Source organism: Bacteroides sp. ET489 (genome assembly GCF_030518095.1).
GTDB classification, from domain to species: Bacteria; Bacteroidota; Bacteroidia; order Bacteroidales; family Bacteroidaceae; genus Bacteroides; species Bacteroides ndongoniae.
Genome location: NZ_JAULLJ010000002.1, coordinates 1 through 22,688, shown reverse-complemented (window position 1 = coordinate 22,688; position 22,688 = coordinate 1). Strand labels below are relative to the sequence as shown.

17 protein-coding genes are annotated in these 22,688 nt (G+C 44.8%); 2 read left to right on the top strand and 15 right to left on the bottom strand.

All coding sequences use genetic code 11. From position 1 onward, the window contains the following. Nucleotides 1-18: 18 nt before the first annotated feature. The 8 genes from guaB to lptB form a co-directional block, all read right to left on the bottom strand. Nucleotides 19-1,494 (bottom strand): IMP dehydrogenase, encoded by a 1,476-nt coding sequence (gene guaB / locus Q3C19_RS01565; RefSeq protein ID WP_071148692.1) that lies wholly within the window; start codon nt 1,492-1,494, stop codon nt 19-21. A gap of 102 nt (nt 1,495-1,596) precedes the next feature. Further along, nucleotides 1,597-3,780, bottom strand: a complete 2,184-nt coding sequence (gene recQ / locus Q3C19_RS01560) for a DNA helicase RecQ (protein WP_071148691.1) — start codon at nt 3,778-3,780, stop codon at nt 1,597-1,599. A 146-nt stretch (nt 3,781-3,926) separates the two neighbouring features. Next, nucleotides 3,927-5,171, bottom strand: coding sequence for an ATP-dependent Clp protease ATP-binding subunit ClpX (gene clpX / locus Q3C19_RS01555; protein ID WP_302726756.1), 1,245 nt, complete (start codon nt 5,169-5,171; stop codon nt 3,927-3,929). A 2-nt stretch (nt 5,172-5,173) separates the two neighbouring features. Then, on the bottom strand, nt 5,174-5,836 hold the full coding sequence (gene clpP, locus Q3C19_RS01550; RefSeq protein ID WP_021847796.1) for an ATP-dependent Clp endopeptidase proteolytic subunit ClpP: 663 nt from the start codon (nt 5,834-5,836) through the stop codon (nt 5,174-5,176). A 220-nt stretch (nt 5,837-6,056) separates the two neighbouring features. After that, the gene (gene tig, locus Q3C19_RS01545) at nt 6,057-7,412 is read right to left on the bottom strand and encodes a trigger factor (protein ID WP_022164358.1); all 1,356 of its coding nucleotides are present in this window, start codon (nt 7,410-7,412) and stop codon (nt 6,057-6,059) included. 287 nt (nt 7,413-7,699) lie between these two features. Beyond that, nucleotides 7,700-9,922, bottom strand: coding sequence for a beta-N-acetylglucosaminidase (locus tag Q3C19_RS01540; RefSeq protein WP_302726750.1), 2,223 nt, complete (start codon nt 9,920-9,922; stop codon nt 7,700-7,702). 202 nt (nt 9,923-10,124) lie between these two features. Then, a complete protein-coding gene (locus Q3C19_RS01535; protein ID WP_302726748.1) occupies nt 10,125-12,044 on the bottom strand; it encodes a glycoside hydrolase family 97 protein in 1,920 nt (639 codons plus the stop codon). Between the two features lie 50 nt (nt 12,045-12,094). Continuing rightward, nucleotides 12,095-12,850 (bottom strand): LPS export ABC transporter ATP-binding protein, encoded by a 756-nt coding sequence (gene lptB / locus Q3C19_RS01530; RefSeq protein ID WP_022164355.1) that lies wholly within the window; start codon nt 12,848-12,850, stop codon nt 12,095-12,097. Nucleotides 12,851-12,928: 78 nt separating this feature from the next. Here lptB and Q3C19_RS01525 point away from each other — a divergent pair, with 78 nt between their 5' ends. After that, complete coding sequence (locus tag Q3C19_RS01525; RefSeq protein WP_022164354.1) at nt 12,929-13,672, top strand: ABC transporter permease; 744 nt, start codon at nt 12,929-12,931, stop codon at nt 13,670-13,672. 32 nt (nt 13,673-13,704) lie between these two features. After that, the gene (locus Q3C19_RS01520) at nt 13,705-14,475 is read left to right on the top strand and encodes an ABC transporter ATP-binding protein (RefSeq protein WP_022164353.1); all 771 of its coding nucleotides are present in this window, start codon (nt 13,705-13,707) and stop codon (nt 14,473-14,475) included. Nucleotides 14,476-14,679: 204 nt separating this feature from the next. Here the strand turns inward: Q3C19_RS01520 and Q3C19_RS01515 are convergent, their stop codons facing one another. The 7 genes from Q3C19_RS01515 to Q3C19_RS01485 form a co-directional block, all read right to left on the bottom strand. Continuing rightward, on the bottom strand, nt 14,680-15,333 hold the full coding sequence (locus tag Q3C19_RS01515) for a response regulator transcription factor (RefSeq protein WP_302726747.1): 654 nt from the start codon (nt 15,331-15,333) through the stop codon (nt 14,680-14,682). After that, nucleotides 15,311-17,548, bottom strand: a complete 2,238-nt coding sequence (locus tag Q3C19_RS01510) for a tetratricopeptide repeat protein (RefSeq protein WP_302726746.1) — start codon at nt 17,546-17,548, stop codon at nt 15,311-15,313. Before Q3C19_RS01510 ends, Q3C19_RS01515 begins: the two co-directional genes overlap by 23 nt. Nucleotides 17,549-17,904: 356 nt before the next feature. Then, nucleotides 17,905-19,218: a ribosome biogenesis GTPase Der gene (gene der / locus Q3C19_RS01505; protein ID WP_302726745.1), complete on the bottom strand. Its 1,314-nt coding sequence runs from the start codon at nt 19,216-19,218 to the stop codon at nt 17,905-17,907. Between the two features lie 40 nt (nt 19,219-19,258). Further along, on the bottom strand, nt 19,259-20,140 hold the full coding sequence (gene era / locus Q3C19_RS01500; protein ID WP_022164348.1) for a GTPase Era: 882 nt from the start codon (nt 20,138-20,140) through the stop codon (nt 19,259-19,261). A 117-nt stretch (nt 20,141-20,257) separates the two neighbouring features. Beyond that, nucleotides 20,258-21,262, bottom strand: a complete 1,005-nt coding sequence (locus tag Q3C19_RS01495; RefSeq protein ID WP_022164346.1) for a beta-ketoacyl-ACP synthase III — start codon at nt 21,260-21,262, stop codon at nt 20,258-20,260. A gap of 124 nt (nt 21,263-21,386) precedes the next feature. Beyond that, nucleotides 21,387-21,572, bottom strand: a complete 186-nt coding sequence (gene rpmF, locus Q3C19_RS01490; RefSeq protein ID WP_022164345.1) for a 50S ribosomal protein L32 — start codon at nt 21,570-21,572, stop codon at nt 21,387-21,389. 13 nt (nt 21,573-21,585) lie between these two features. Then, a complete protein-coding gene (locus Q3C19_RS01485; RefSeq protein WP_022164344.1) occupies nt 21,586-22,161 on the bottom strand; it encodes a DUF177 domain-containing protein in 576 nt (191 codons plus the stop codon). Between the last annotated feature and the right edge of the window lie 527 nt (nt 22,162-22,688).

Below are 22,688 nucleotides of genomic sequence, written 5' to 3'. Positions count from 1 at the left end.
AACTTTATCTCACTGTTATTATTCAGGACGGCTATAATTAGGTGCTTCGCTGGTAATAGCTACATCGTGAGGATGGCTTTCAAGAACACCAGCATTAGTAATACGAGTGAACTTAGCTTCATGCAGCTTTTCGATATTGGCAGCACCACAATAACCCATACCGGCACGCAAGCCACCTACCAACTGATAGATAACCTCATACAAAGTACCTTTATACGGTACACGGGCCGCAATACCTTCAGGTACAAGCTTCTTCACATCACTGGTTCCGCTTTGGAAATAACGGTCTTTCGAACCATTTTCCATTGCTTCCAAAGAACCCATACCACGATATGACTTAAATTTACGGCCATTGAAAATAATTGTATCGCCCGGCGACTCTTCTGTTCCAGCTACCAAAGAACCAATCATCACACTCCAACCACCAGCAGCAAGAGCCTTGACAACATCGCCCGAATAACGTAAACCACCATCAGCAATCAAAGGCACACCGGTTCCTTCCAAAGCTTTGGCAACATCATAAACAGCAGTCAGCTGGGGAACGCCCACACCTGCAACAACACGGGTTGTACAGATAGATCCCGGACCGATACCAACTTTTACTCCATCAGCACCAGCCTCAACCAAAGCCTTAGCTGCTTCTCCGGTAGCAACATTACCTACTACAATATCAATATCAGGGAAAACTTGCTTTGCTTCTTTCAGCTTCTCAATAACATATTTAGAATGTCCATGAGCTGTATCAATTACAATAGCATCGGCTCCAGCCTCAACCAAAGCACGCATACGGTCGAGTGTGTCAACCGTAACTCCTACACCAGCTGCTACGCGCAAACGTCCTTTTGCATCTTTGCAGGCCATAGGTTTATCTTTGGCTTTTGTTATGTCTTTATAAGTGATCAGACCAACCAGCTTGTTATCTTTGTCCACAACAGGCAGTTTCTCAATCTTATGTTCCTGAAGTATTTGCGCTGCAGCCTCCAGATCGGTTGTCTGATTGGTTGTGACGATATTTTCTTTCGTCATCACTTCATCAATGCGTTTGCTATGATCTTTCTCAAAACGAAGGTCACGGTTAGTGACAATTCCTACCAAATGTCCTTCATCGTCTACAACCGGAATACCTCCAATCTTATATTCTGCCATCAACGACAATGCATCGGCAACAGAAGAGCCTCTCTTAATGGTAACGGGATCATAAATCATACCGTTTTCAGCACGCTTTACAATAGCTACCTGGCGTGCCTGTTCTTCGATAGACATGTTTTTATGAATCACACCGATTCCACCTTCACGCGCAATGGCAATTGCCATTTTGGCTTCTGTAACAGTATCCATAGCAGCCGTTACAAAAGGAATTTTCAACTCAATGTTTCTTGAAAACTTTGTCGAGAGTTCGACAGTTTTAGGAAGTACTTCAGAATAAGCGGGGATTAACAATACATCATCGTAAGTCAATCCATCCATAACAATCTTATCAGCAATAAATGACATAGGTATGCGTTTAAAATTTATTGCGTGCAAATATACGGTTTTTATTCCATGTCCGTATATCTACACGCAATATTTTTCTTTTATTAAGCTAACTTTCCAAGCTTAATTTGCCATTTCCGAGATAAACTTAATACGCACAAGACGCACTTCTTCTTCGGTAAAATCATCGCCTAATTCATCCAACGCATCATCAATGTTGTCCGTTGTCGATTCTTTAAAGTAATCGTAAATATCAAGCATATGATCCTCGTCCATAATATCTTCGAGGAAATAATCGATATTCAGTTTGGTACCAGAATAAACAATGGCTTCTATTTCATCCAGCAATTCGTCAAATTCAATGCCTTTCGACATTGCTATATCATCCAAAGCTACTTTACGGTCGATCGCCTGAATGATAGCCACCTTCATTTTCGACTTGTTGGCAACAGTGCGCACACGTAAGTCTTCCGGACGCTCAATTTCATTTTCTTCACAATGGCGTTTGATCAGCTTACAGAATTCTTCACCATAACGTTTAGCCTTGCCTGCTCCTACTCCGGGAATATTCTGCAGTTCCTCCAACGTTACAGGATAAATGGTAGCCATTGCCTCCAGCGATGGATCCTGGAAAATTACATAAGGCGGTACTTCCAATTGCTTGGACAGCTTCTTGCGCAAATCTTTCAGCATGGAATATAACGCCGGATCCACAGCACACGAGCCTCCTCCCCGCATCGGAGCTTCTTCTTCCAATTCTTCAAAATCGGTATCTTCCACAATTTTGAAAGATTTCGGATGCTTCAGGAATTTACGTCCTTCATCTGTCACCTTCAGCAAACCATAGTTTTCTACATCTTTGCTCAGATAACCGGCTATCAAAGCCTGACGAATAACGGCATTCCAGGTTTTATCTTCTTCTCCCATTCCGGATCCGAACACTTCCAGATCTTCATGCAAATGAGCCAGAACTTCAGAAGTTTCCTTTCCTTGTATCACATCTATAATATAATCTGCCTTGAAGTTCTCCTTTACGGCAAGAACAGTTTCAATGACAGTACATAATAAATCTTGAGCTTCCACTTGTTTTTTCGGATTTAAACAGTTGTCACAATTTCCACAATTATCTTCCGTGTACTCTTCACCGAAATAATGCAGCAGCGTTTTGCGGCGGCACACGGATGATTCGGCATACGCAGCGGTTTCCAGCAGAAGCTGCTTGCCTATTTCCTGCTCTGCTACAGGTTTTCCCTGCATAAACTTTTCCAGTTTCTGCAAGTCTTTATTGGTATAAAAAGTAATGCATTGTCCTTCTCCTCCATCACGACCGGCACGGCCAGTTTCCTGATAATATCCCTCCAGACTTTTCGGTATATCATAATGGATCACGAAGCGTACATCAGGTTTATCGATTCCCATACCGAATGCTATTGTAGCCACAATAACATCGATCTTCTCCATCAGGAAATCATCCTGATTTTGAGTACGCGTAGCAGAATCCATTCCTGCATGATACGGACGTGCGTTAATGCCATTTGCCTGAAGTATTTCGGCCAGTTCTTCCACCTTTTTCCGGCTTAAGCAATAAATAATACCCGATTTTTCAGGATTATTCTTGATAAACTTTATGATGTCACGATCCACATTGGCTGTTTTGGGACGTACCTCATAATAAAGGTTAGGCCGATTGAAGGATGACTTAAACACCTGTGCTTCTATCATACCCAGATTCTTCTGAATATCGTGCTGCACCTTCGGTGTGGCTGTCGCAGTAAGTGCAATCAGCGGAGCCTTTCCTATCTCGTTGATAATCGGACGAATCCTGCGGTATTCCGGACGGAAATCATGCCCCCACTCCGAAATACAGTGAGCTTCGTCAACAGCGTAAAACGAAATTTTCACTGTCTTAAGAAACTCCACATTTTCCTCCTTCGTCAGCGATTCCGGCGCGACATACAGCAACTTGGTCTTGCCGTTAATAATGTCTGACTTCACCTGATCAATCGCACTCTTGTTCAGAGAAGAATTAATAAAATGGGCTACTCCCTCTTCCTCGCTAAAGTTACGCATCGCATCGACCTGATTCTTCATCAAAGCAATCAAGGGAGAAATTACAATGGCCGTTCCTTCCATCAACAACGAAGGTAACTGATAGCACAAAGATTTTCCTCCACCGGTAGGCATCAATACAAAGGTATCATTACCTGCCAACAAGTTTTTAATGATAGCTTCCTGATTTCCTTTAAATGTGTCGAACCCGAAGTATTTCTTCAGCTGGTCTGTCAAATTTATATTCTTCCCTGCCATGATTCGTTAGGTTGTTTATTCAATTATCAGTTTTATTAGTCACACTAACAAAGTTATAAACAACTTCTTAAATTTCAAGCATATTCTGCTGATTATTTTTTCTGAAACTTCAAAAAAAGTAATCAGACAAAGATTAGCTTTTGATTTTAAGCATTTTGCAAACGAGCCACATTAGCCTTTTCAAGCTGGCTTTTGGCATAATCCAACGTCACGACAAATATTTTTTTCTGTTCGGAAGGAACTTCGAACATCGCATCCATCATGATTGTCTCCACAATGGCACGCAATCCACGGGCGCCCAACTTGTATTCTACCGCCTTATCGACAATGTATTCAAAAACAGCATCCTCGAAAGTCAGCTGCACTCCGTCCATTTCAAACAGCTTGATATATTGCTTGATGATAGAATTTTTAGGTTCAGTCAAAATAGCCCGCAATGCATTACGGTCAAGCGGATTGAGATATGTCAATACCGGCAAACGACCTATGATTTCAGGAATCAGTCCAAACGACTTCAAGTCTTGAGGAGCGATATACTGCATCAGATTCTTTTTATCAATAGTAGCCGTATTACGCACAGCATTATAACCGACGACATGCGTATTCAAACGCTGAGCGATCTTCTTCTCAATTCCATCGAAAGCACCACCGCAAATGAACAGAATGTTTTTCGTGTTCACAGGAATCATCTTCTGATCAGGATGCTTGCGCCCTCCCTGGGGAGGAACATTCACTACCGAACCTTCAAGCAGTTTCAACAGGCCTTGTTGTACTCCCTCTCCGCTAACATCACGGGTAATAGAAGGATTATCTCCTTTGCGGGCAATCTTATCGATCTCATCGATAAAGACTATACCCCGCTCAGCTTCGGGCACATTGTAATCCGCCACTTGCAATAAACGGGTCAAGATACTTTCTATATCTTCGCCCACATAACCAGCCTCGGTCAGTACCGTCGCATCTACAATGGTAAAAGGGACATGCAGCAGTTTAGCAATCGTACGTGCCAGTAATGTTTTACCGGTACCAGTACTTCCTACCATGATGATATTCGATTTTTCAATCTCTACATCATCTCCTGCATCCTTCTGCAGCAGACGTTTATAATGATTATAAACAGATACTGACAAATAACGTTTGGCATCGTCTTGTCCAATAACATATTGATCAAGAAAAGCCTTGATTTCTGCCGGCTTCGGCAATTCCGCAAGATTCAGTTTTGAGACCCCGTTCTTTTTGGCGGCTCCCATTGCTTCTTGTGCTATCTCATAGGCCTGGGTAGCACAACTGTCACAAATGAAGCCGTTCATGCCCGTGATAAGAAAGCCTACCTCATCTTCCGAACGACCACAAAAACTACATCTATTCTTATTTCGTCTCGAATCTGCCATACTTATTTCTTAATCAATACTTCGTCTACCATGCCATATTCTTTTGCCTCCTGGGCAGTCATCCAGTAGTCACGGTCTGAATCAGCCCATACCTTATCGAAAGGAGTATGTGAATGATCGGCAATAATAGTATAAAGTTCTTTCTTCAATTTCTGAATTTCGCGGGCAGTGATTTCAATGTCCGAAGCCTGTCCCTGTGCTCCACCCATCGGCTGGTGAATCATGACACGTGAATGGGTCAGCGCCGAGCGCTTTCCTTCCGCTCCAGCTACCAATAAAACAGCTGCCATGCTGGCTGCCATACCTGTACAGATCGTAGCCACATCACTACTGATAAACTGCATCGTATCATAAATGCCCAATCCGGCATACACCGATCCGCCCGGTGAATTGATATAAATAGATATGTCCTTACCCGGATCTACCGAGTCGAGATAAAGCAATTGTGCCTGCAGAGTATTGGCCGTATAGTCATCGATTTGTGTACCAAGAAAAATGATACGGTCCATCATCAAACGCGAGAATACGTCGAGCTGCGTCACATTAAGCTGGCGTTCCTCCAAAATATATGGATTCAGATACCCGGCTTGCGACTTGATTACATCGTCCAGCACCAAGCTATTCATACCCAAATGCTTGGTTGCGTATTTTCTAAAATCATCCATTGTCTTTCGATTTATTATTAAATTAAAAACGGGTGCAAAGAAACAAAAAAGAATAGATAGACACAAAAAAAACAAGGATGTTTGAAGAGTTTTTCAAACATCCCTGTTTTTTTAAGTAACAAGCTGCAAACTATAAGCAACAAATATGGATATGATAATTATCTGAACCTATCCCTTATCTATTTGTTACAAAGCTTATTGCCTGCTATTTTCGGTTATATTATTCAAACATTTTGTTAAAGTCAACAGCCGAAATAGCCTTGTTTTCTAATGTTACCTGCGGCTTCAATGCAGTAGCAAGTTTGGTTTCTACTACACGGTTCACCAGACCTTCAACACTTTCTTTCTTCTTCAACATCTCTTTCGAGTAGTTTTCCAGAATTTCATCAGGCACACTCAGCATACCGTATTGTGCAAACTGTGCACGGGTAGCTTCCTTAGCCATGTCGGTAATATCCTTTTGCTCAACTTTGATATCGTTAGCTTTCACCAACTGCTCCTTAATCAGGTGCCAAGTCAGCTCTTCAATGCTCTTGTCGTAGTTGTCCTCAACAAACTTCTCGTCCTTATCAGGATTGTTCAGACGCATAATGCGTTTCAGCAATGCATCGGGGAATTCAAGCTTGCCAATCTTATCGGTCAACACCTTGCGCAAGTCAATAAGGAACTTATAGTCGCTATCTGCTACGAACTGGTTAGCGATAACTTCTTTCACCTTAGCACGGAATTCTTCTTCAGTCTTTACATTACCCTCACCAAATACTTGATCGAAGATATCCTGATTCAGTTCACCTTCTACGAAGCGGGTAATTTCTTCTACCTGATAGCTGAAGTTAGACTTCATTTCAGCAGCAGCCTCCTTATCGATCTTCAACAACGAAGCCAGCTCTGCCGGATTGCCATCCCATGCAGTGTGAGGATTGAACACCAGCACATCATTCACCTTAGCATTGGCGAAGATAGCCTTCTGTTCGTCATTCTTCATATAGGCAGGCATCATCACAGCACCTTCTACCTGGATACCGCCTTCCTTGGTGTTTCCTTCCTCATCAAGTTCTGCCAACAGACCTTTCAACAGATCGTTCTCGGCATAAGTCTCAACCTGTTCGTACTTTCCGTTGCGTTGAGTATAGGCTTTCACCTGATTGTTTACCATCTCATCGGTTACCTCGATATCATAATAGTCTACCTTGTCATCCTTGCTAACCTCTACTTTGAACTCAGGTGCCAAAGCGATGTCAAACAAGAATTCGAATTCTTCCATCGTATCGAAATCGATAGCCGGTTGTTTTTCTTCATTAGGCAGCGGTTCGCCCAAGATGTTTACCTTATTGTCCTGAATATACTTATATACAGTTTCTGAAAGCAACTTGTTCACTTCTTCGGCCAGTACAGATTTTCCGTACATCTTCTTCACCAGCCCCATAGGAACCATGCCCGGACGGAAACCCGGCATTTGTGCTTTCTGGCGGAGGTGCTTCAAAGCCTTGTCCACCCTTTCCTGATAATCTGCTTTTTCGAGCTTTACAGTAAGCAGTGCGCTTACCTTGTCAATGTTTTGCAATGAAACGTTCATCGTGACAAATTATTTATTTGATTTATACTATATTCCAAATTCTCAAAATGAGTGCGCAAAATTAGCGTTAATCTTTCAATTATCAAAAACATCGCCAAATTATTTCATTTCAGTAACATTCTACTTGGTTATTCTATCTTCTCCGCACAGCCTCCTCCGCAACTTTCTATACAGGCATCTGTCAATAATAAGAATCGATCATTTTTACAAAAGGAAACAAATAAGTACGGAGGCTGAAATTCGGCCTCCGTACAAACTTTTTTTTAGCAAACTGTTTTTATAAAAATCTACTCTTCTTCAAACATAAAACGTTTGAAATAAACTTGTTGTTCCTGAGCAGAAATACTAATCAGACGAATCTTCTGCACCTTACGCCCAGAGATCTGACCATTAAAACGTGTTTTACCATTCACCGGCTGAAGAGGAACAGACTCCCAATTTCGACCGTCAACAGTCGTTTCGAGGCGGAAAGAAGCCGCCATATCCGCAATACCCAAATCAACAGACAAACTTTTCAGTGTGCGCAAGCCGTCTATCGACAGAACAAATTCACCACCCGGTTGCCAGCGAATTACCTCATTGACAGCAGCCACACTACCGCCCTTACCTTTATGCGAAACGGATAAGGAAGCCAACTGAGGAACGTTGCTGCTCATGGTATAAGGCATGTAAGCAGCACGGGTATCAAGCTGCGTCTTATACTTATTGTTATAACGAGTAACAGCTGATACAAACAAAGCATTAAAGGTAGGCAACAATTCTTTGCTTCCGCTTTTCACCCCAGGCTGATAGGGATTCTGATTGTAAGAAGTATCAATTTTGTACATCAGCATCTGCAAAGCCTTGGCGTGTGCATAAGCAGCATCAAAAGCCTCAGCATCCGAAGCTTTAAGAGATTGCAGCATACGGAGCACCGACTCTCCATATTGTCCCACCAGTTTAAACTGCATCAGCCACGGTTCTATTTCGGTTATCAAAGCCATATTTTCTTGCGATGCCATCAAGCAATCGGCCGCTTCTACAATTTTCCGGCATTCCGTTTCTACCTGGCTGAACGCATTTTCATCGATAGTCCCATTTTCCTTGTAAGCCGAGAGCAATGCCTGTAAAGCCGGTTGCAGGGCCACAGACTCATCGCGACGGAACCCATGACCGTTAACTCCCAAATCGGAATTGTGAACTGCAAAAGTTTCAAGACTGGAAGCGTGAAGAGGCATCAAACTGCGAATAGCACGTTTCCAGGAAGCATCACTGTCATAGTCTGCCAGATTCCAAGCATAGTCTGCCACACTATACAAAGCTATTTTAGAAGCTTCGGCATGTTCCATCGGATTAGAGACAAAACCTTCCATTTGATCGGCAATGTCGAGTCCGTTACCATAAACCGGTCCCATAAGCAAGTGATCGCGTACATAGTCTGAAACCGGGAAATTCCACCAGATGTATGCTTTACGTTTTATTAAAGGATTGATAAAGTCCATCGATTCACGGTCGATCGTGGCAATAACACGGTTTCCTGTCCACATGATCTGAATGCCCGGGTTCAGTTTCTCGCCCAACGTAGTAAGATAGCCTCCAGCCACGTTAGACCACGATCTGTTATATTCCGTAGGACACATGATGAGCGGTTCCACATCGCCCTTCACCTTTACAAAATGGTCATCCAGATAATTAAGCAGTTCGGCCTGCTTGTCTGCTTTGGTTCCTTCACCCGAAATATCATCGAAGAAAACAGCAAAACCACGCACACCCAGCTCATACATGCGTTCGAACTTATTCAGCAGATTCTGACGATCTTCATCGTTCCACTTAATATCCTGTCCCGGATGGATAGCCCAATAAAAGATTACCCCATTCTCGGCAGCTTTGTCTACCAGTTCTTTCAGCTGAGCCGCTTCACGTTCAGGATAAGGTTTCCGCCAGTTGGGAGTACTATGATAAGGATCGTCTTTCGGACCATACAAATAAACATTCATTTTATTACGTCCATAAAACTCCAACTGACTAAGACGTGCCTCATGACTCCAGGGAGTACCATAAAAGCCTTCCACCACACCACGGTAAGGCACATCAGGATAGTCCGTTATCTCAGCCAAAGGCAATTTAGGCAAAGTAAGTAACTGAGCCAGCGTCTGCACGCCATAATAAGTACCCCGTTCGTCGGTACCAGCAATAATAATCTCGTCCTTATCTATCTTCAGATAATAACCTTCCGGATTGGCAGGAATACGTCGAGCGTACTTTTTCACGGCTTTATCGCCCTTAGTACCGATACTGATGCGAAACGCAGCCTTTTCAGCCTTACCAGGCAATAATTTTTCAAGCAAAAGCAAGGCAGGAGAATCTTCCAGTTTCTGATCAGCAGAAAGTGCATAAGTCAAAGGAAGAGCAATGCTGTCCTGAGACGCTTCATAAACCTGAGGAGTGGGTTGTAAATGGAATTCTTGGGCTGACAACATGCCTAACGACAGACAGCCCATAATTCCGGATAGCAGTAGTTTTCTTTTCATAGGAGTTAGTTTAATTATGATCGGGTACAAAAATACGCCTTTCATTCATATAAACCACCTTCCATTCTAAAAAAACGCCAATAATCTGCCGCCCGGCCAGCTCTTTTTATATAAATCTCCGAATATAAGCTGCAGCTTTTCATTATCGATGTAAGGACAACTACAAATTATGCTCTCCAAGCAGCAGCCAAACAGATTCACATCAGATTTTCTTTCTGATCAGCAAACAGCAGCCACCACCCGGAGCCAGCTTCACCTGCACTACAGAATCGGCCGACACCTGTTGCCGACGCACTTTCAGCTGCTCGCGATTATGCAAGTAATGGGCATCATCGCCGTCTTCCACCACCACAGCCTCGTATTCCGTTCCTTTCTCCAGAAAATCCATTGGCAGGTCGAGTGTGCGTCCCTCTTCGTTCGTAGCCACGCCTACCAGATAAGCCTCTTTTGTTTCTCTCATCATGGCAATGTACTCACCAATCTTTCCACAAAGCGTACGGCTCTCCAACCAAGGCATCTGCTGTGCACTGATGAACTCCAACAAAGGAGGGTATTTACGATAGAATTCAGGAATATCAGGAATAACAGTAGCTCCCGAAAAGACGATAAGCGTACGCGCAGCCTCGGACACCAAAGTAGAAGGAACCGGCTGGCTTTCATCCACACGGGTAGTGTGCCCCTGCCGTAGGTCGAACATACCGTTGTTCATGTCGATGGGACCTGCTATCATATTGACAAATACAGAAGTAACAAATGTCTTAGGCTGGAATACCCGATGGGCATCGAGCTGTGCCTGACAATATTCACGCGTAACGGCATTGGGCCACGTACGCATCTGACCGTAAGGATGAACAGGACCATCGTGGAAATCGACAAGCAGCCTGTTCTGTGCGCACAAAGCAGTTATTTTCTGTGTCCACAGATTCTTTTCACGGGGAGTTCCGCTCATAAAGCCATATTTGATTCCGGCTGCTCCCCACGAAGCATATTGCGAAAGAGTTTCTTCGATAGGATATCGCCGTCCGCCTACATCATTCAGATAGAGCCATACGCCCACCCCTTTTTCCTTACCATATTGGATAATACGTTTTACATCCGATGATTTGTCTCCCGAAATCGGATTAGACTCTGCCTCGTGTTCAGGACCGTACCAATTGGCATCAAGCACCAGATAAGGAATATGTTGTTCGGCTGCAAAGTCAATCATACGTACCCACGAAGGATAATTCATTCCATACGTAAAGCCTTCCCATTGGGCACCGTCAATACGCCAGTCCCAAACAGCCACACCGGGTTTCACCCACGAAAAGTCGCCCGTAGGATCGGGATTCAGCAACTCAATCAGGTGAGAATCGACCATCGCGCCAGGAGTACGTCCTACAAAAATCACTCTCCATGCCGACAGATAGCCCGCTGCCAGGTCGACCGCCTGAGGTTCGACTTCAAAAGTCCGTTCGCCTTTGGCTGAACGCAAAAGCAAAGGAGCATCGGTATGCAAGTCGGCTTCGTGCAGAGCCATGTACAACGTGCTGTCCACCTGTACTGTCATTACAGGCTGGCGGGTACCTTCCGATTCAGTCAGACGTTCAGGGCCGATATTATGCCACTCGTTATTATAGAACCAAGCTGTATAATCGCCATTGAAAGCAAAACGGGTACTTTCCGTCACCTTATCTATAGCCAATGGAGAATCTTCGGGAACAAAATAGCGGAATGCTACACCATCATCGTAAGCCCGGAAAGCCATGCCGAGCGTACGGTCGGAATCTCCCAAAGAAAAAGTCAGAGAAAGTTCGTTGTAGCAGTCTTTTACACTGCTTCGTTTGCCCCATACCGGTTTCCAGACACCATTATGCTGATTTCTTTCTGCAGATACCAGCTTAACACGACTGGCAGTAAACAGCTGGCTGTTCAGAGAATCCTGAAATCCTAACAACGAAGTATTCACCAACAGGGAGTCGTAAGCAGACAGACGATAACTCCAGTTTCCACTATCGGATTGGAATACTTCGAGAGAAATCTCTCCGGCAGGAGATGTCAAAACATACTCTGTAGCTTTACCACAACCGGCAAAAGACACAAAGAACAAAAAACAATACAGTAGTTTCATCAAATGTTTCATAATATTTCGGCATTAAATAATCTAAGGTAGTTTGTCTGCGAGCGAAAAGACTAAACCATGAAATCCTTGCGACGCAGCACAAAGCTGTTACTCAAGTACTTTTCGCGCACAATCTTATTTTCGGCCAGTTCTTCGGGTGTACCCTGGAACAGAATCTTTCCCTCGAACAGCAGGTAAGCACGACTGGTGATACTCAATGTTTCCTGCACGTTGTGGTCGGTAATAAGAATACCGATGTTCTTATCCTTCAGTCGCCATACAATCTGTTGGATATCTTCTACAGCAATCGGGTCGACGCCAGCAAAGGGTTCGTCAAGCATAATAAATTTGGGGTCGATAGCCAGACAGCGGGCAATCTCCGTACGTCGGCGCTCACCACCCGAAAGCTGGTTACCCTTGTTCTTACGTACTTTCTGAAGACGGAACTCGGCTATCAGGCTTTCCAGTTTTTCTTTCTGATATTCCAAGGGTTTGTTAGTCATCTCAAGTACAGAAGCGATATTGTCTTCCACACTCATCTGACGGAAAACGGAAGCTTCCTGCGCCAGATAACCGATGCCGGTCTGAGCACGCTTATACACCGGATATTTCGTGATGTCAAGATCGTCCAGGAAAATACGACCTTCGTTAGGAGTTATCAATCCTACTGTCATGTAGAACGACGTAGTCTTTCCGGCACCGTTCGGTCCGAGCAGTCCGACAATCTCTCCCTGCTTGACATCAAACGATACATGACTTACCACTGTGCGCTTTCCGTACTTTTTGACCAAATCTTCCGTGCGAAGCACCATTTTAGTTTCTTCCATATCAGCTAATTTTGCCGCAAATGTAGCAAAATATGCTGAAAAGCCGTACATTTGCAGACAAATACTAACTCAGAAGTTATGATAAAAGCCCTTAAGACAGTAGGAAGATATTTCATGCTCATGGGACGAACTTTCTCCCGCCCCGAACGTATGCGCATGTTCTTCCGCCAATACCTCAACGAAATGGAGAAGCTGGGCGTAAACTCCATCGGCATCGTATTGCTGATATCGTTCTTCATCGGTGCCGTTATCACCATACAGATCAAGCTGAACATCGAAAGCCCCTGGATGCCCCGATGGACCGTTGGCTATGTGACCCGCGAAATCATGCTGCTGGAGTTCTCGTCCTCCATCATGTGTCTGATTCTGGCAGGAAAAGTCGGTTCCAACATCGCTTCCGAACTGGGAACAATGCGCGTCACGCAGCAGATTGACGCATTGGAGATCATGGGAGTCAATTCGGCCAGCTATCTCATTCTGCCCAAAATATTCGCCATGGTTACCATGATTCCGTTACTGGTGACTTTCAGTATCTTCGCCGGCATCATCGGAGCCTTTGCCACCTGCTGGTTCGGGGGCATTATGACGGCTACCGACCTCGAATATGGTCTGCAATACATGTTTGTAGAATGGTTCATCTGGTGCGGCATCATCAAGTCACTGTTTTTTGCCTTCATCATTGCCAGCGTATCGGCTTTCTTCGGCTATACCGTCGACGGCGGATCTATCGAAGTGGGCAAAGCCTCGACCGACTCGGTTGTGACCAGTAGCGTACTGATACTTTTTGCCGACCTGGTACTGACACAACTATTGATGGGATAAACGGAAAATCGTAACAGAAAACAGAAACAATTATGATAGAACTGAAAGGACTATGCAAGTCATTTGAAGAAAAGAACGTATTGACCGACATCAGTGCTACCTTCGAGAATGGAAAGACCAGCCTGATTATCGGACAAAGCGGTTCGGGAAAAACCGTACTGATGAAGTGCATCGTCGGACTGCTGACACCCGAAAAAGGAGAGCTGCTGTACGACAACCGCAACTTCTTGACTATGAACAAGAAGGAGAAAAAAGCCTTACGGCGCGAAATGGGTATGATTTTTCAAAGCGCCGCACTCTTCGACTCAATGACTGTGCTGGAAAACGTCATGTTTCCGCTGAATATGTTCAGCAACGACACTTTACGCGACCGTACCCGCCGGGCCATGTTCTGCCTGGACCGTGTCAACCTGACCGAAGCCCAAAACAAATATCCCGGCGAAATAAGCGGCGGTATGCAAAAGCGTGTAGCCATAGCCCGTGCCATCGCACTGAACCCGCAATACCTGTTCTGCGACGAGCCCAACTCGGGCCTCGACCCCAAGACATCGCTGGTCATCGACGAGCTGATACAGGACATTACACGCGAATACAACATGACAACCCTGATCAACACACACGATATGAACTCGGTGATGGGGATCGGCGAAGAAATTATTTTCATTTATGAAGGCCATAAAGAATGGGAAGGCAGTAAAGACGACATTTTCACTTCGAGCAACGAACGGCTGAACAATTTCATCTTTGCTTCGGACCTGTTCCGCAAAGTAAGAGAAGTAGAAATCCAGAATATCGAAGGATAAGATACAAAAAACGCAGCCATAAAGAGCTGCGTTTTTTTGTTCTCATAAAACCAGTTAATAGAATTGCATATCATCACGACATACATTTGTCTGCTATATGCTTCCTATCCGAAGCATTAAAGGAGATTTCAAATACGCCACAAAAATAACCTATAGTTTTCATATAAAAATCACGGAAAACCGTGAGAAGCTCCTTTTTCGTCCTTATTCCAACTTCAGCCATCCCCGTGACACGGCTTTCAATACCATATCAACGGAATTTCGAGCATCAAATTTAGATATCAGCCTTTTACGGAAAGTCTCTACCGTATTTTCCGAAATACTCAACTGGGCTGCTATCTCACGAGTACTCAGTCCCTTTGCTATGCCCTGCAACACTTCAAGCTCGCGCCGTGTAGGAAGGTCGTGAGGCAACAGTTCGGCCGAATGACGAGCCAACATCCGACAAATAGATGCAAAACGAGGGCAGGTGTACGACTTCCCCTGAAGAACACTGCGAATAGCCTCTGCCAATTCGGACGATGCCGAAGCTTTCAGTATAACGGCATTGACCCCGCTCTGGGCAAGCCTGTTTGCTATCCACACTTCTTCGTGCATCGTATTTACAATAATCAGCGCCTGTTCATTCAGCTCGCGTATGCGGGCTATCAGCTCAAAGCCAGACAGGTCGGGAATGCTGACATCCAGTATATAAATATCGTAATCGCGCTTGGCTATCAGTTCAGCAGCTTTTATACCGGAAGTCACCGCATCGGCCACTACCGCTTCCGGCATCCGGTTCACAACCCTGCAAATGCCTTCGAGCACCAGGCTGTGGTCATCAACCACTAACACTTCAGCTTTCTCTCTCTTCTCCATATTCGTTCAATTTCACTTTAACAGTTACTGCCAGATGCGTACCCTGCCCAGAATGAGCATCCAGCTGCACAGTTGCACCGATGGTTTCGGCTCTTTGCATGATGGTTTGCAAGCCGATTCCTTTTTTCTTCTTATTCAGATCGAAACCTTTCCCGTCATCGTCTACACGCACGGACAATGATGCTCCTTCCAACCGCAGCTCTACTCTGACCAGCGATGCGTCAGCATACTTCAAAGCATTGCTCACCGCTTCCTGAACGATGCGATAAAACTCAAAACCGATGGCTTGCGGAATCTGTTTCCAGTCAACTCCCTCGGTAGAATGATACTCGGCCTTCGTTCCTTCAGGCAGCGACAGGTGCCAGATGTAGTCGCCCAGCATTTCGTCGATGGTTGCATACTGAAAAGCCGGCGGCATCAGTTCGTGCGACATGCTGCGCAAGCGTTCACGGGTAGCATCGAGCACCGCAAGCTGTTCATTCATCGCCTGGTCGTGACAGTCCTCGGTTATCGCCCGTATGTTCATGCCGAGAGCCAGCAGACTGTTGCAGACATCATCGTGCAGTTCGGCAGCCATCCGCTCGCGTTCGCTTTCCAATCCGTCGATATACTTGCGTGCAAGACGTTGTTCGGTATCTTTCTGCAAAGCCAGAAACTGCCGTTCCTTTTCGCCTGCCGCCTGTGCCAACTGGGCCACACGTGCCTTCTGGCGCTGGCGCACATAAAGAAAAACAAGTATCAGCATCAGCAACAAAGCAATGGTTCCGCCCGACACAATACGGCTGCGCAACAATGCAGCTTCCCGCTCCAGCTCTTTCTGCTGCAAGCGCGTAATCTCCAGTTCTTTCTCCTTAGTCCTATATTTTACCAGAAAGTCCGAAAGCTGTTCAGAATATTCCTCACGCGATGCCGAGTCGCGCAAAGCGTATGCCGTACGCAGACTTTTATAGGCCTTTGGATATTCATGCAACGCATGCAAGCATTCGGACAAATGCAGATACACGTCATAATCCTTTATGTCGCGATAACCCGCCTTTTGCATATCTATCAGAGCGAGGTAAGAAGCCATCGCCTCACGATATTGCTTTCTGTCCTGCATCAAAGGGGCACGGGTCTGATGATAACGATAACGCTCCACGTCCGTCCGAAGTTCGCCAACCATTTCCTCCAGGCTTTGCAAACAAATCATGGCACTATCCGTCTGCCCCAATGTACGATAGGCATTGGCCAGATAATTGTAGGCTTCGCAAAGACGTCGTTTGTTGTTCACTTCTTCCAACACCGGAATAGCCTTTTGCAACGTAACAACCGCCTCCCGACTTTTCCCTGCGATATTACACTGGATAGCTCCAAGATTGACATAGAACAGGCCTATCATCTGCGGAGTGCCATAGCGCAAAGCATAGTCGACCGCTTTCTGCGAGAAAGGAAGGGCTGCTTCGGGCTGGTCCGAATCGCAATACACCGTTGCAATGTTGCCATAAATGTGAGCAACCGTCCGGAAGTTACCTTGAGCCTCGCACAGGCGAAGTGCCTGTTCAAAACTATGAATCGATTCATTCAGCCGCTTCTTGCGCCGGTAGATAGCGCCCAGCTGATTCAGGTTTTCTATCAGCATAGCCGTATCTTTATCCAGCTCCGAACGCTTTTCGGCCTGAAGCGTATAGACAAGTGCAGAATCCGTCTTGCCTTCGTACAGAAAAGAGCTGGCATAGTTGGTTAGCATCACCCGATAATCTTCGGCCATGCGTGGCTCGTGCCTGGCTGCTTCCATTCCTTTTTTCAGATAGAAACGGGCTGAATCGTAGCGGGCAGACACATTGAAATAATAGCCCATGTCGGAAGAATAAGTAACAACTTTGTCCTGCATCCGGCCTCTTACCGCAAGGTCGAGCGCTTTGCGTTTCCAGCGGAAACCCGCATCGTAATCACCGTCGACAAAGCAGGCCTCGCCTTTCCAGGCATAGTATTCCCTGAAAGCAGCCAGACTTTTGTCGCGCACCGCCAGCTGCCGGATGGAATCGGCATAAAGAGAAAGCAGTTCGGGATATCGTTCGATCGAAGACAGGTAAGCGCATACGTCGGCATAGCTTTCCATCGTTTTCTTTTCGGCAGCCAGCCTACGCAGTTCAAGCAACCGACCTTCATCAGCCGCCCACAAATCTGCTTGGAACAGAAAAAACGAAAGTATGCACAATACCTTTATAATCTTCATGTATACGTATTTTGGTTCAGCGACAAAAATACAGAAAACCAATCTATCCGCATACGATTCAGGAATTTTTCTTTCATCGGCAAAAATAAAATGACAACAGGGCATAAAAAAACCGCCAGCTTTGCAGCCAGCGGTCAAGAAATAATGATTCATTCCGAAAACCCGACGGAAGGGTTTTAAAAGACACTTGCATGTCATTTGTCAGACACTTGCATTCCATTTGTGGGACACTTGTACGGCTCGTGCAGAACACTTGTGTCGCTCACAAGCCACACTTGCACGGCTCAAAACACCGTTTTACAAGGTCTGGAAGCATCTCCAGACGGCTTTCGGAATGCCTCCGGCACCTTCCCTCCTTACTTCTGACGGATATAGATGTTGATAGGAGTACCCGTCAGGTTCCACTTTTCGCGCATCTTGTTTTCTAGGAAGCGACGATAGGGTTCTTTCACATATTGCGGCAAATTGGCAAAATAGACGAAAGAAGGAACCTTGGTATTGGGAAGCTGTGTGATATACTTAATCTTGATATACTTACCCTTAGTCGAAGGAGGCGGATAAGCCTCGATCAACGGAAGCATCTCCTCGTTCAGACGTGCTGTAGGAATGCGGGTCATGCGGTTCTGGTATACCTGACGCGCTTCTTCAAGCACCTTCAGGATGCGCTGCTTGGTCAGTGCCGACGCAAAAATAATGGGGAAATCGACAAACGGAGCAAAACGCGAACGGATGGCGTCTTCGAACGTCTTCATCACCTTTACCGTCTTGTCCTCGACCAAGTCCCATTTGTTCACCACTACGACCAATCCTTTCTGATTCTTCTGGATAAGCGAGAAGATATTCAGATCCTGGCTTTCGATGCCACGTGTAGCGTCGAGCATCAGAATACAGATATCCGAGTTTTCAATCGAACGAATGGAACGAATCACCGAGTAGTACTCCAAATCTTCAGTCACTTTGTTCTTCTTGCGGATACCGGCAGTGTCTACCAGATAAAAATCGAATCCGAATTTATTGTAACGGGTATAAATAGAGTCGCGGGTCGTACCGGCTATCTCTGTCACGATGTTACGGTCTTCGCCAATGAAAGCGTTCACAATGGACGACTTTCCTGCATTGGGACGACCGACAACGGCAAAGCGGGGAATATATTCATCGAGAATCTCGTCGGACTCTTTCTTGAATTTGCTTACAATCAGGTCCATCATATCGCCCGTACCGCTACCTGTCATGGCCGAGATACAATAAGGTTCGCCCAAGCCCAAGCTATAAAATTCGGGGGCGTTGTATTGCAGTTCGTTATTATCAGTCTTGTTGGCTATCAGCAACACCGGCTTTTTGGCACGGCGCAGAATAGCGGCTACGTGCATATCCAGGTCGGTCACACCGTTCATTACATCAACTACGAACAGAATAACATCTGCCTCGTCGACAGCCATCAGCACCTGTTTGCGGATTTCTTCCTCAAAGATATCATCCGAATTGACAACCCATCCACCGGTATCTACTACCGAAAACTCACGCCCCAGCCATTCCGATTTGCCATATTGGCGATCCCGTGTAGTTCCGGCTTCCTCGTTCACAATCGCCTGGCGGGTTTTGGTCAGACGATTGAACAAAGTCGATTTTCCCACATTGGGGCGTCCTACTATTGCTACTAAATTTCCCATAGTTTTTCTTGTTTTTGCGACTATCCCAGTCGTATGAATACTAATCCAATTGATAACCGAAGTTACGCAATTCCTTGTCCGAATTACGCCAGTCCTTATCAACCTTCACAAACGTCTCCAGAAAAATCGTTTTTCCGAAGAACTTTTCCAGATCACGGCGAGCCTCGGAAGCAACCTTCTTCAAAGCCTTTCCCTGCTTGCCTATAATAATACCCTTCTGCGATTCACGCTCTACGTAAATCACCGCATTGATGTGTATCTTCTTATCATCTTCCTTAAACTGCTCTACCACTACTTCGACAGAATAAGGGATTTCCTTGTCGTAATACAGCAGAATCTTTTCGCGGATAATCTCATTGACAAAGAAACGTGCGGGCCGGTCGGTCCACTGGTCTTTATCAAAATAAGGAGGAGAATCGGGCAGAAGTTCTTTGATACGTTTCATCACGTAATCAACATTGAATTTGGTTGCAGCCGAAATAGGAATAATTTCCGCTTGCGGCAACAATTCCTTCCATGCCTCGACTACCTCAACCAGTTTCTCCTGATTAGTCAGGTCTATCTTGTTGACAAGCAAAAGTACCGGTACGGTCATCTTTGCCACCTTTTCGACAAAGTCGTTATGCTTGTCCGGCGTCTCAACTACATCGGTGACATAAAGCAACACGTCCGCATCGGCCAGAGCCGAGGTCGAAAAATTCAGCATGGACTCCTGCAACTTATAATTCGGTTTCAACACTCCCGGTGTATCCGAAAACACAATCTGCATATCATCCGTATTATAGATACCCATAATGCGGTGACGGGTGGTCTGAGCCTTGAAGGTAGCAATCGAAATCCGTTCACCGACCAAGGCATTCATCAGCGTAGACTTGCCCACATTCGGGTTGCCTACAATGTTTACAAAACCTGCTTTATGCATCGTCTTTCATGTTTTAGAATTGAGACAAAAAAACGCATCGAATTAAAAATAGGATGCGTTCTTTTTATATTATTCATCAGCAGTATGTTCAGGAAAAAATCAAGAACAAAACACTAGCTATTGCTTCTTTCCATCATATCCCCACTTCATATAAAGGGCACCCCAAGTAAATCCGGCACCAAATGCAGTGAAAATAATATTGTCACCTTTCTTCAGTTTCTCTTCGAAATCCCAAATACAAAGTGGCAGTGTTCCGGCACTTGTATTACCATATCGTTCGATGTTGATCAGCACTTTCTCGTGAGGAACTTCCAAACGATGGGCTACTGCATCAATAATACGAAGATTGGCCTGATGAGGAACTACCCAATCGATTGTATCTTTTGTCAGTCCGTTCTTCTCGGCAAGTGCAGCACTAATATCCGACATGTTCGATACAGCATACTTAAACACGGTACGACCTTCCTGATACAAGTAATGCATATGGTTGTCTACCGTAAAATAAGAAGCCGGACAAACAGATCCACCTGCTTTCAAATGCAGGAAAGGCAAACCCTTACCATCTGTACGCAACATTGAATCCATGATACCTACATCTTCCGTTGTCGGTTCCAGCATGAAAGCCGCAGCACCGTCACCAAAGATAGGACAAGTGGCACGGTCGCTATAATTCACGATCGAGGACATCTTGTCGGCACCTACAATAATGATTTTCTTGTAACGTCCCGAACGGATGTAATTGGCAGCTGTCTCCATCATGAAAAGGAATCCGCAACAAGCAGCAGACATGTCATAAGCAAAAGCTCTTTTCAGACCCAGCTTATCACACAAAATGGATGCAATAGAAGGAAACTGATAGTCGGGAGTAGAAGTAGCTACGATAACCAAATCAATATCATCGGGATTAGAACCGGTACGTTGCATCAGCTGCTTGGCAGCTTTACGTGCCATATACGAAGTTCCGAGTCCTTCTTCATTCAGGATATGTCTTTCCTTCACTCCGATACGAGTCATGATCCATTCATCGTTGGTATCCACCATTCTCGACAACTCATCGTTAGTCAGAATATAATCGGGTACATATCCACCGACTCCTGTTACTACAGCATTTATTTTTTCCATCTAAATATCTTTACTAATAAAAAGTACCAACACGAAGTAGTGCCTAAAAAGGATCGGTCACCCCACCCTTCTTAGACACACTATATACATGTTCAAGTACAAAATCATTCAGAATTTGCCGAAATTATACGGCAGCCTCTTTCTCAATAGCCAGCTTACCTCTGTAATAGCCACATGCGCTACATACAGTGTGATATACATGCCATTCACCACAGTTCGGACAAATAGCTAATGTAGGAGCTACAGCTTTATCATGAGTTCTTCTCTTTGCAGTTCTTGTTTTTGACTGTCTTCTTTTAGGATGTGCCATTTTCTTCTAATCTTTAATTGTTATCTAATATTTTCTTTAATTCATTCCAACGCGGATCAATCGGCGTTTCTGTTTCTTCTTCCGTCAGTACATCATCTTCCGGAATGAAGGCATCTTCTTCCTCCTCATCCGGAGTAGTACGTAGATGCTTTCTCAATTTACTGCTCATCGCCTTATTGCATTTTCCGGGAGCATGAACATGCTTCATCGGAATAGCCAAAGCTACAAATTCGTACATGAACCATGCTACATTAATTATCCCTTCATCTTCTGGAATAACGATCAGGTTTTCACCTTCTTCGGCATATTCATGTCCAAACTTCACCAGCAACTTGTCCGTTGAGCTCACTGGCTGCTCCATATCATCCAGACAACGGTCACAAGGCACCCACACCATCCCGTCTGTCTGAAAATTCAATTCAAAAGCACGAGATGTTTTTCGTACAACTAACTCTACATTGACCTTTCCCTTCTGAACTTCAGGCCCGTCAATGTTAGCAAAGAAAAGGTTATCCAAAACAAACTCATACTTACAAGAGTCTGCCTGCATACCTTTCAAGTCTATTTTGTATTTATCAAACTTTCCCAAAGCTTCTTTTGTTTATTCGGGCGACAAAGATACAAATAATTATCCTCATAATGTAGCATTTAGGGGTAAAATATTCTTTTTTATACTGATTTTACATGCTTTCCATAATAAAAACGTAAGTATCCTATTCATATTAGATATGAAATAAAGTACAAAAAAGGATCGATATGTATATTATATAATCGAGCTTAGCACCCATTCCTGCATATTTCCCATGATTGCATATGCCTTTCTATTGTAATCTCTCTTTCTAACTATCCTTCTAAAACTCCCCAGTTATCCCCAGTGAGTGCACTAACTGGTGCACCGCCAGTGCAGTAGTCAGTGCACTAACAGTGCAACAGTTGGTGCACTAACAGTGCAGCAACTATTGCACTGGAACAGCACAGTTAGCGTATTTGGAAAGCACAATTCAAAAGAATAACACGCAGGATATATCGTTCTCAGGCGCGGCCTTCCCCGTGGCTTTCCGTGGCATCCGTGCCTGAAGGGAAAAAAAGAATTCTGCGTGCATGCGGAGGGAAAAC

What these genes read in the sequence shown, in the direction of transcription:
- tig (WP_022164358.1), bottom strand. Translation starts at nt 7,412, where the DNA reads ATGAACGTTTCATTGCAAAACATTGACAAGGTAAGCGCACTGCTTACT.
- clpX (WP_302726756.1), bottom strand. Translation starts at nt 5,171, where the DNA reads ATGGCAGATTCGAGACGAAATAAGAATAGATGTAGTTTTTGTGGTCGT.
- recQ (WP_071148691.1), bottom strand. Translation starts at nt 3,780, where the DNA reads ATGGCAGGGAAGAATATAAATTTGACAGACCAGCTGAAGAAATACTTC.
- Q3C19_RS01535 (WP_302726748.1), bottom strand. Translation starts at nt 12,044, where the DNA reads ATGAAACATTTGATGAAACTACTGTATTGTTTTTTGTTCTTTGTGTCT.
- Q3C19_RS01515 (WP_302726747.1), bottom strand. Translation starts at nt 15,333, where the DNA reads ATGGAGAAGAGAGAGAAAGCTGAAGTGTTAGTGGTTGATGACCACAGC.
- Q3C19_RS01525 (WP_022164354.1), top strand. Translation starts at nt 12,929, where the DNA reads ATGATAAAAGCCCTTAAGACAGTAGGAAGATATTTCATGCTCATGGGA.
- guaB (WP_071148692.1), bottom strand. Translation starts at nt 1,494, where the DNA reads ATGTCATTTATTGCTGATAAGATTGTTATGGATGGATTGACTTACGAT.
- era (WP_022164348.1), bottom strand. Translation starts at nt 20,140, where the DNA reads ATGCATAAAGCAGGTTTTGTAAACATTGTAGGCAACCCGAATGTGGGC.
- clpP (WP_021847796.1), bottom strand. Translation starts at nt 5,836, where the DNA reads ATGGATGATTTTAGAAAATACGCAACCAAGCATTTGGGTATGAATAGC.
- der (WP_302726745.1), bottom strand. Translation starts at nt 19,218, where the DNA reads ATGGGAAATTTAGTAGCAATAGTAGGACGCCCCAATGTGGGAAAATCG.
- Q3C19_RS01495 (WP_022164346.1), bottom strand. Translation starts at nt 21,262, where the DNA reads ATGGAAAAAATAAATGCTGTAGTAACAGGAGTCGGTGGATATGTACCC.
- Q3C19_RS01520 (WP_022164353.1), top strand. Translation starts at nt 13,705, where the DNA reads ATGATAGAACTGAAAGGACTATGCAAGTCATTTGAAGAAAAGAACGTA.
- rpmF (WP_022164345.1), bottom strand. Translation starts at nt 21,572, where the DNA reads ATGGCACATCCTAAAAGAAGACAGTCAAAAACAAGAACTGCAAAGAGA.
- lptB (WP_022164355.1), bottom strand. Translation starts at nt 12,850, where the DNA reads ATGGAAGAAACTAAAATGGTGCTTCGCACGGAAGATTTGGTCAAAAAG.
- Q3C19_RS01540 (WP_302726750.1), bottom strand. Translation starts at nt 9,922, where the DNA reads ATGAAAAGAAAACTACTGCTATCCGGAATTATGGGCTGTCTGTCGTTA.
- Q3C19_RS01510 (WP_302726746.1), bottom strand. Translation starts at nt 17,548, where the DNA reads ATGAAGATTATAAAGGTATTGTGCATACTTTCGTTTTTTCTGTTCCAA.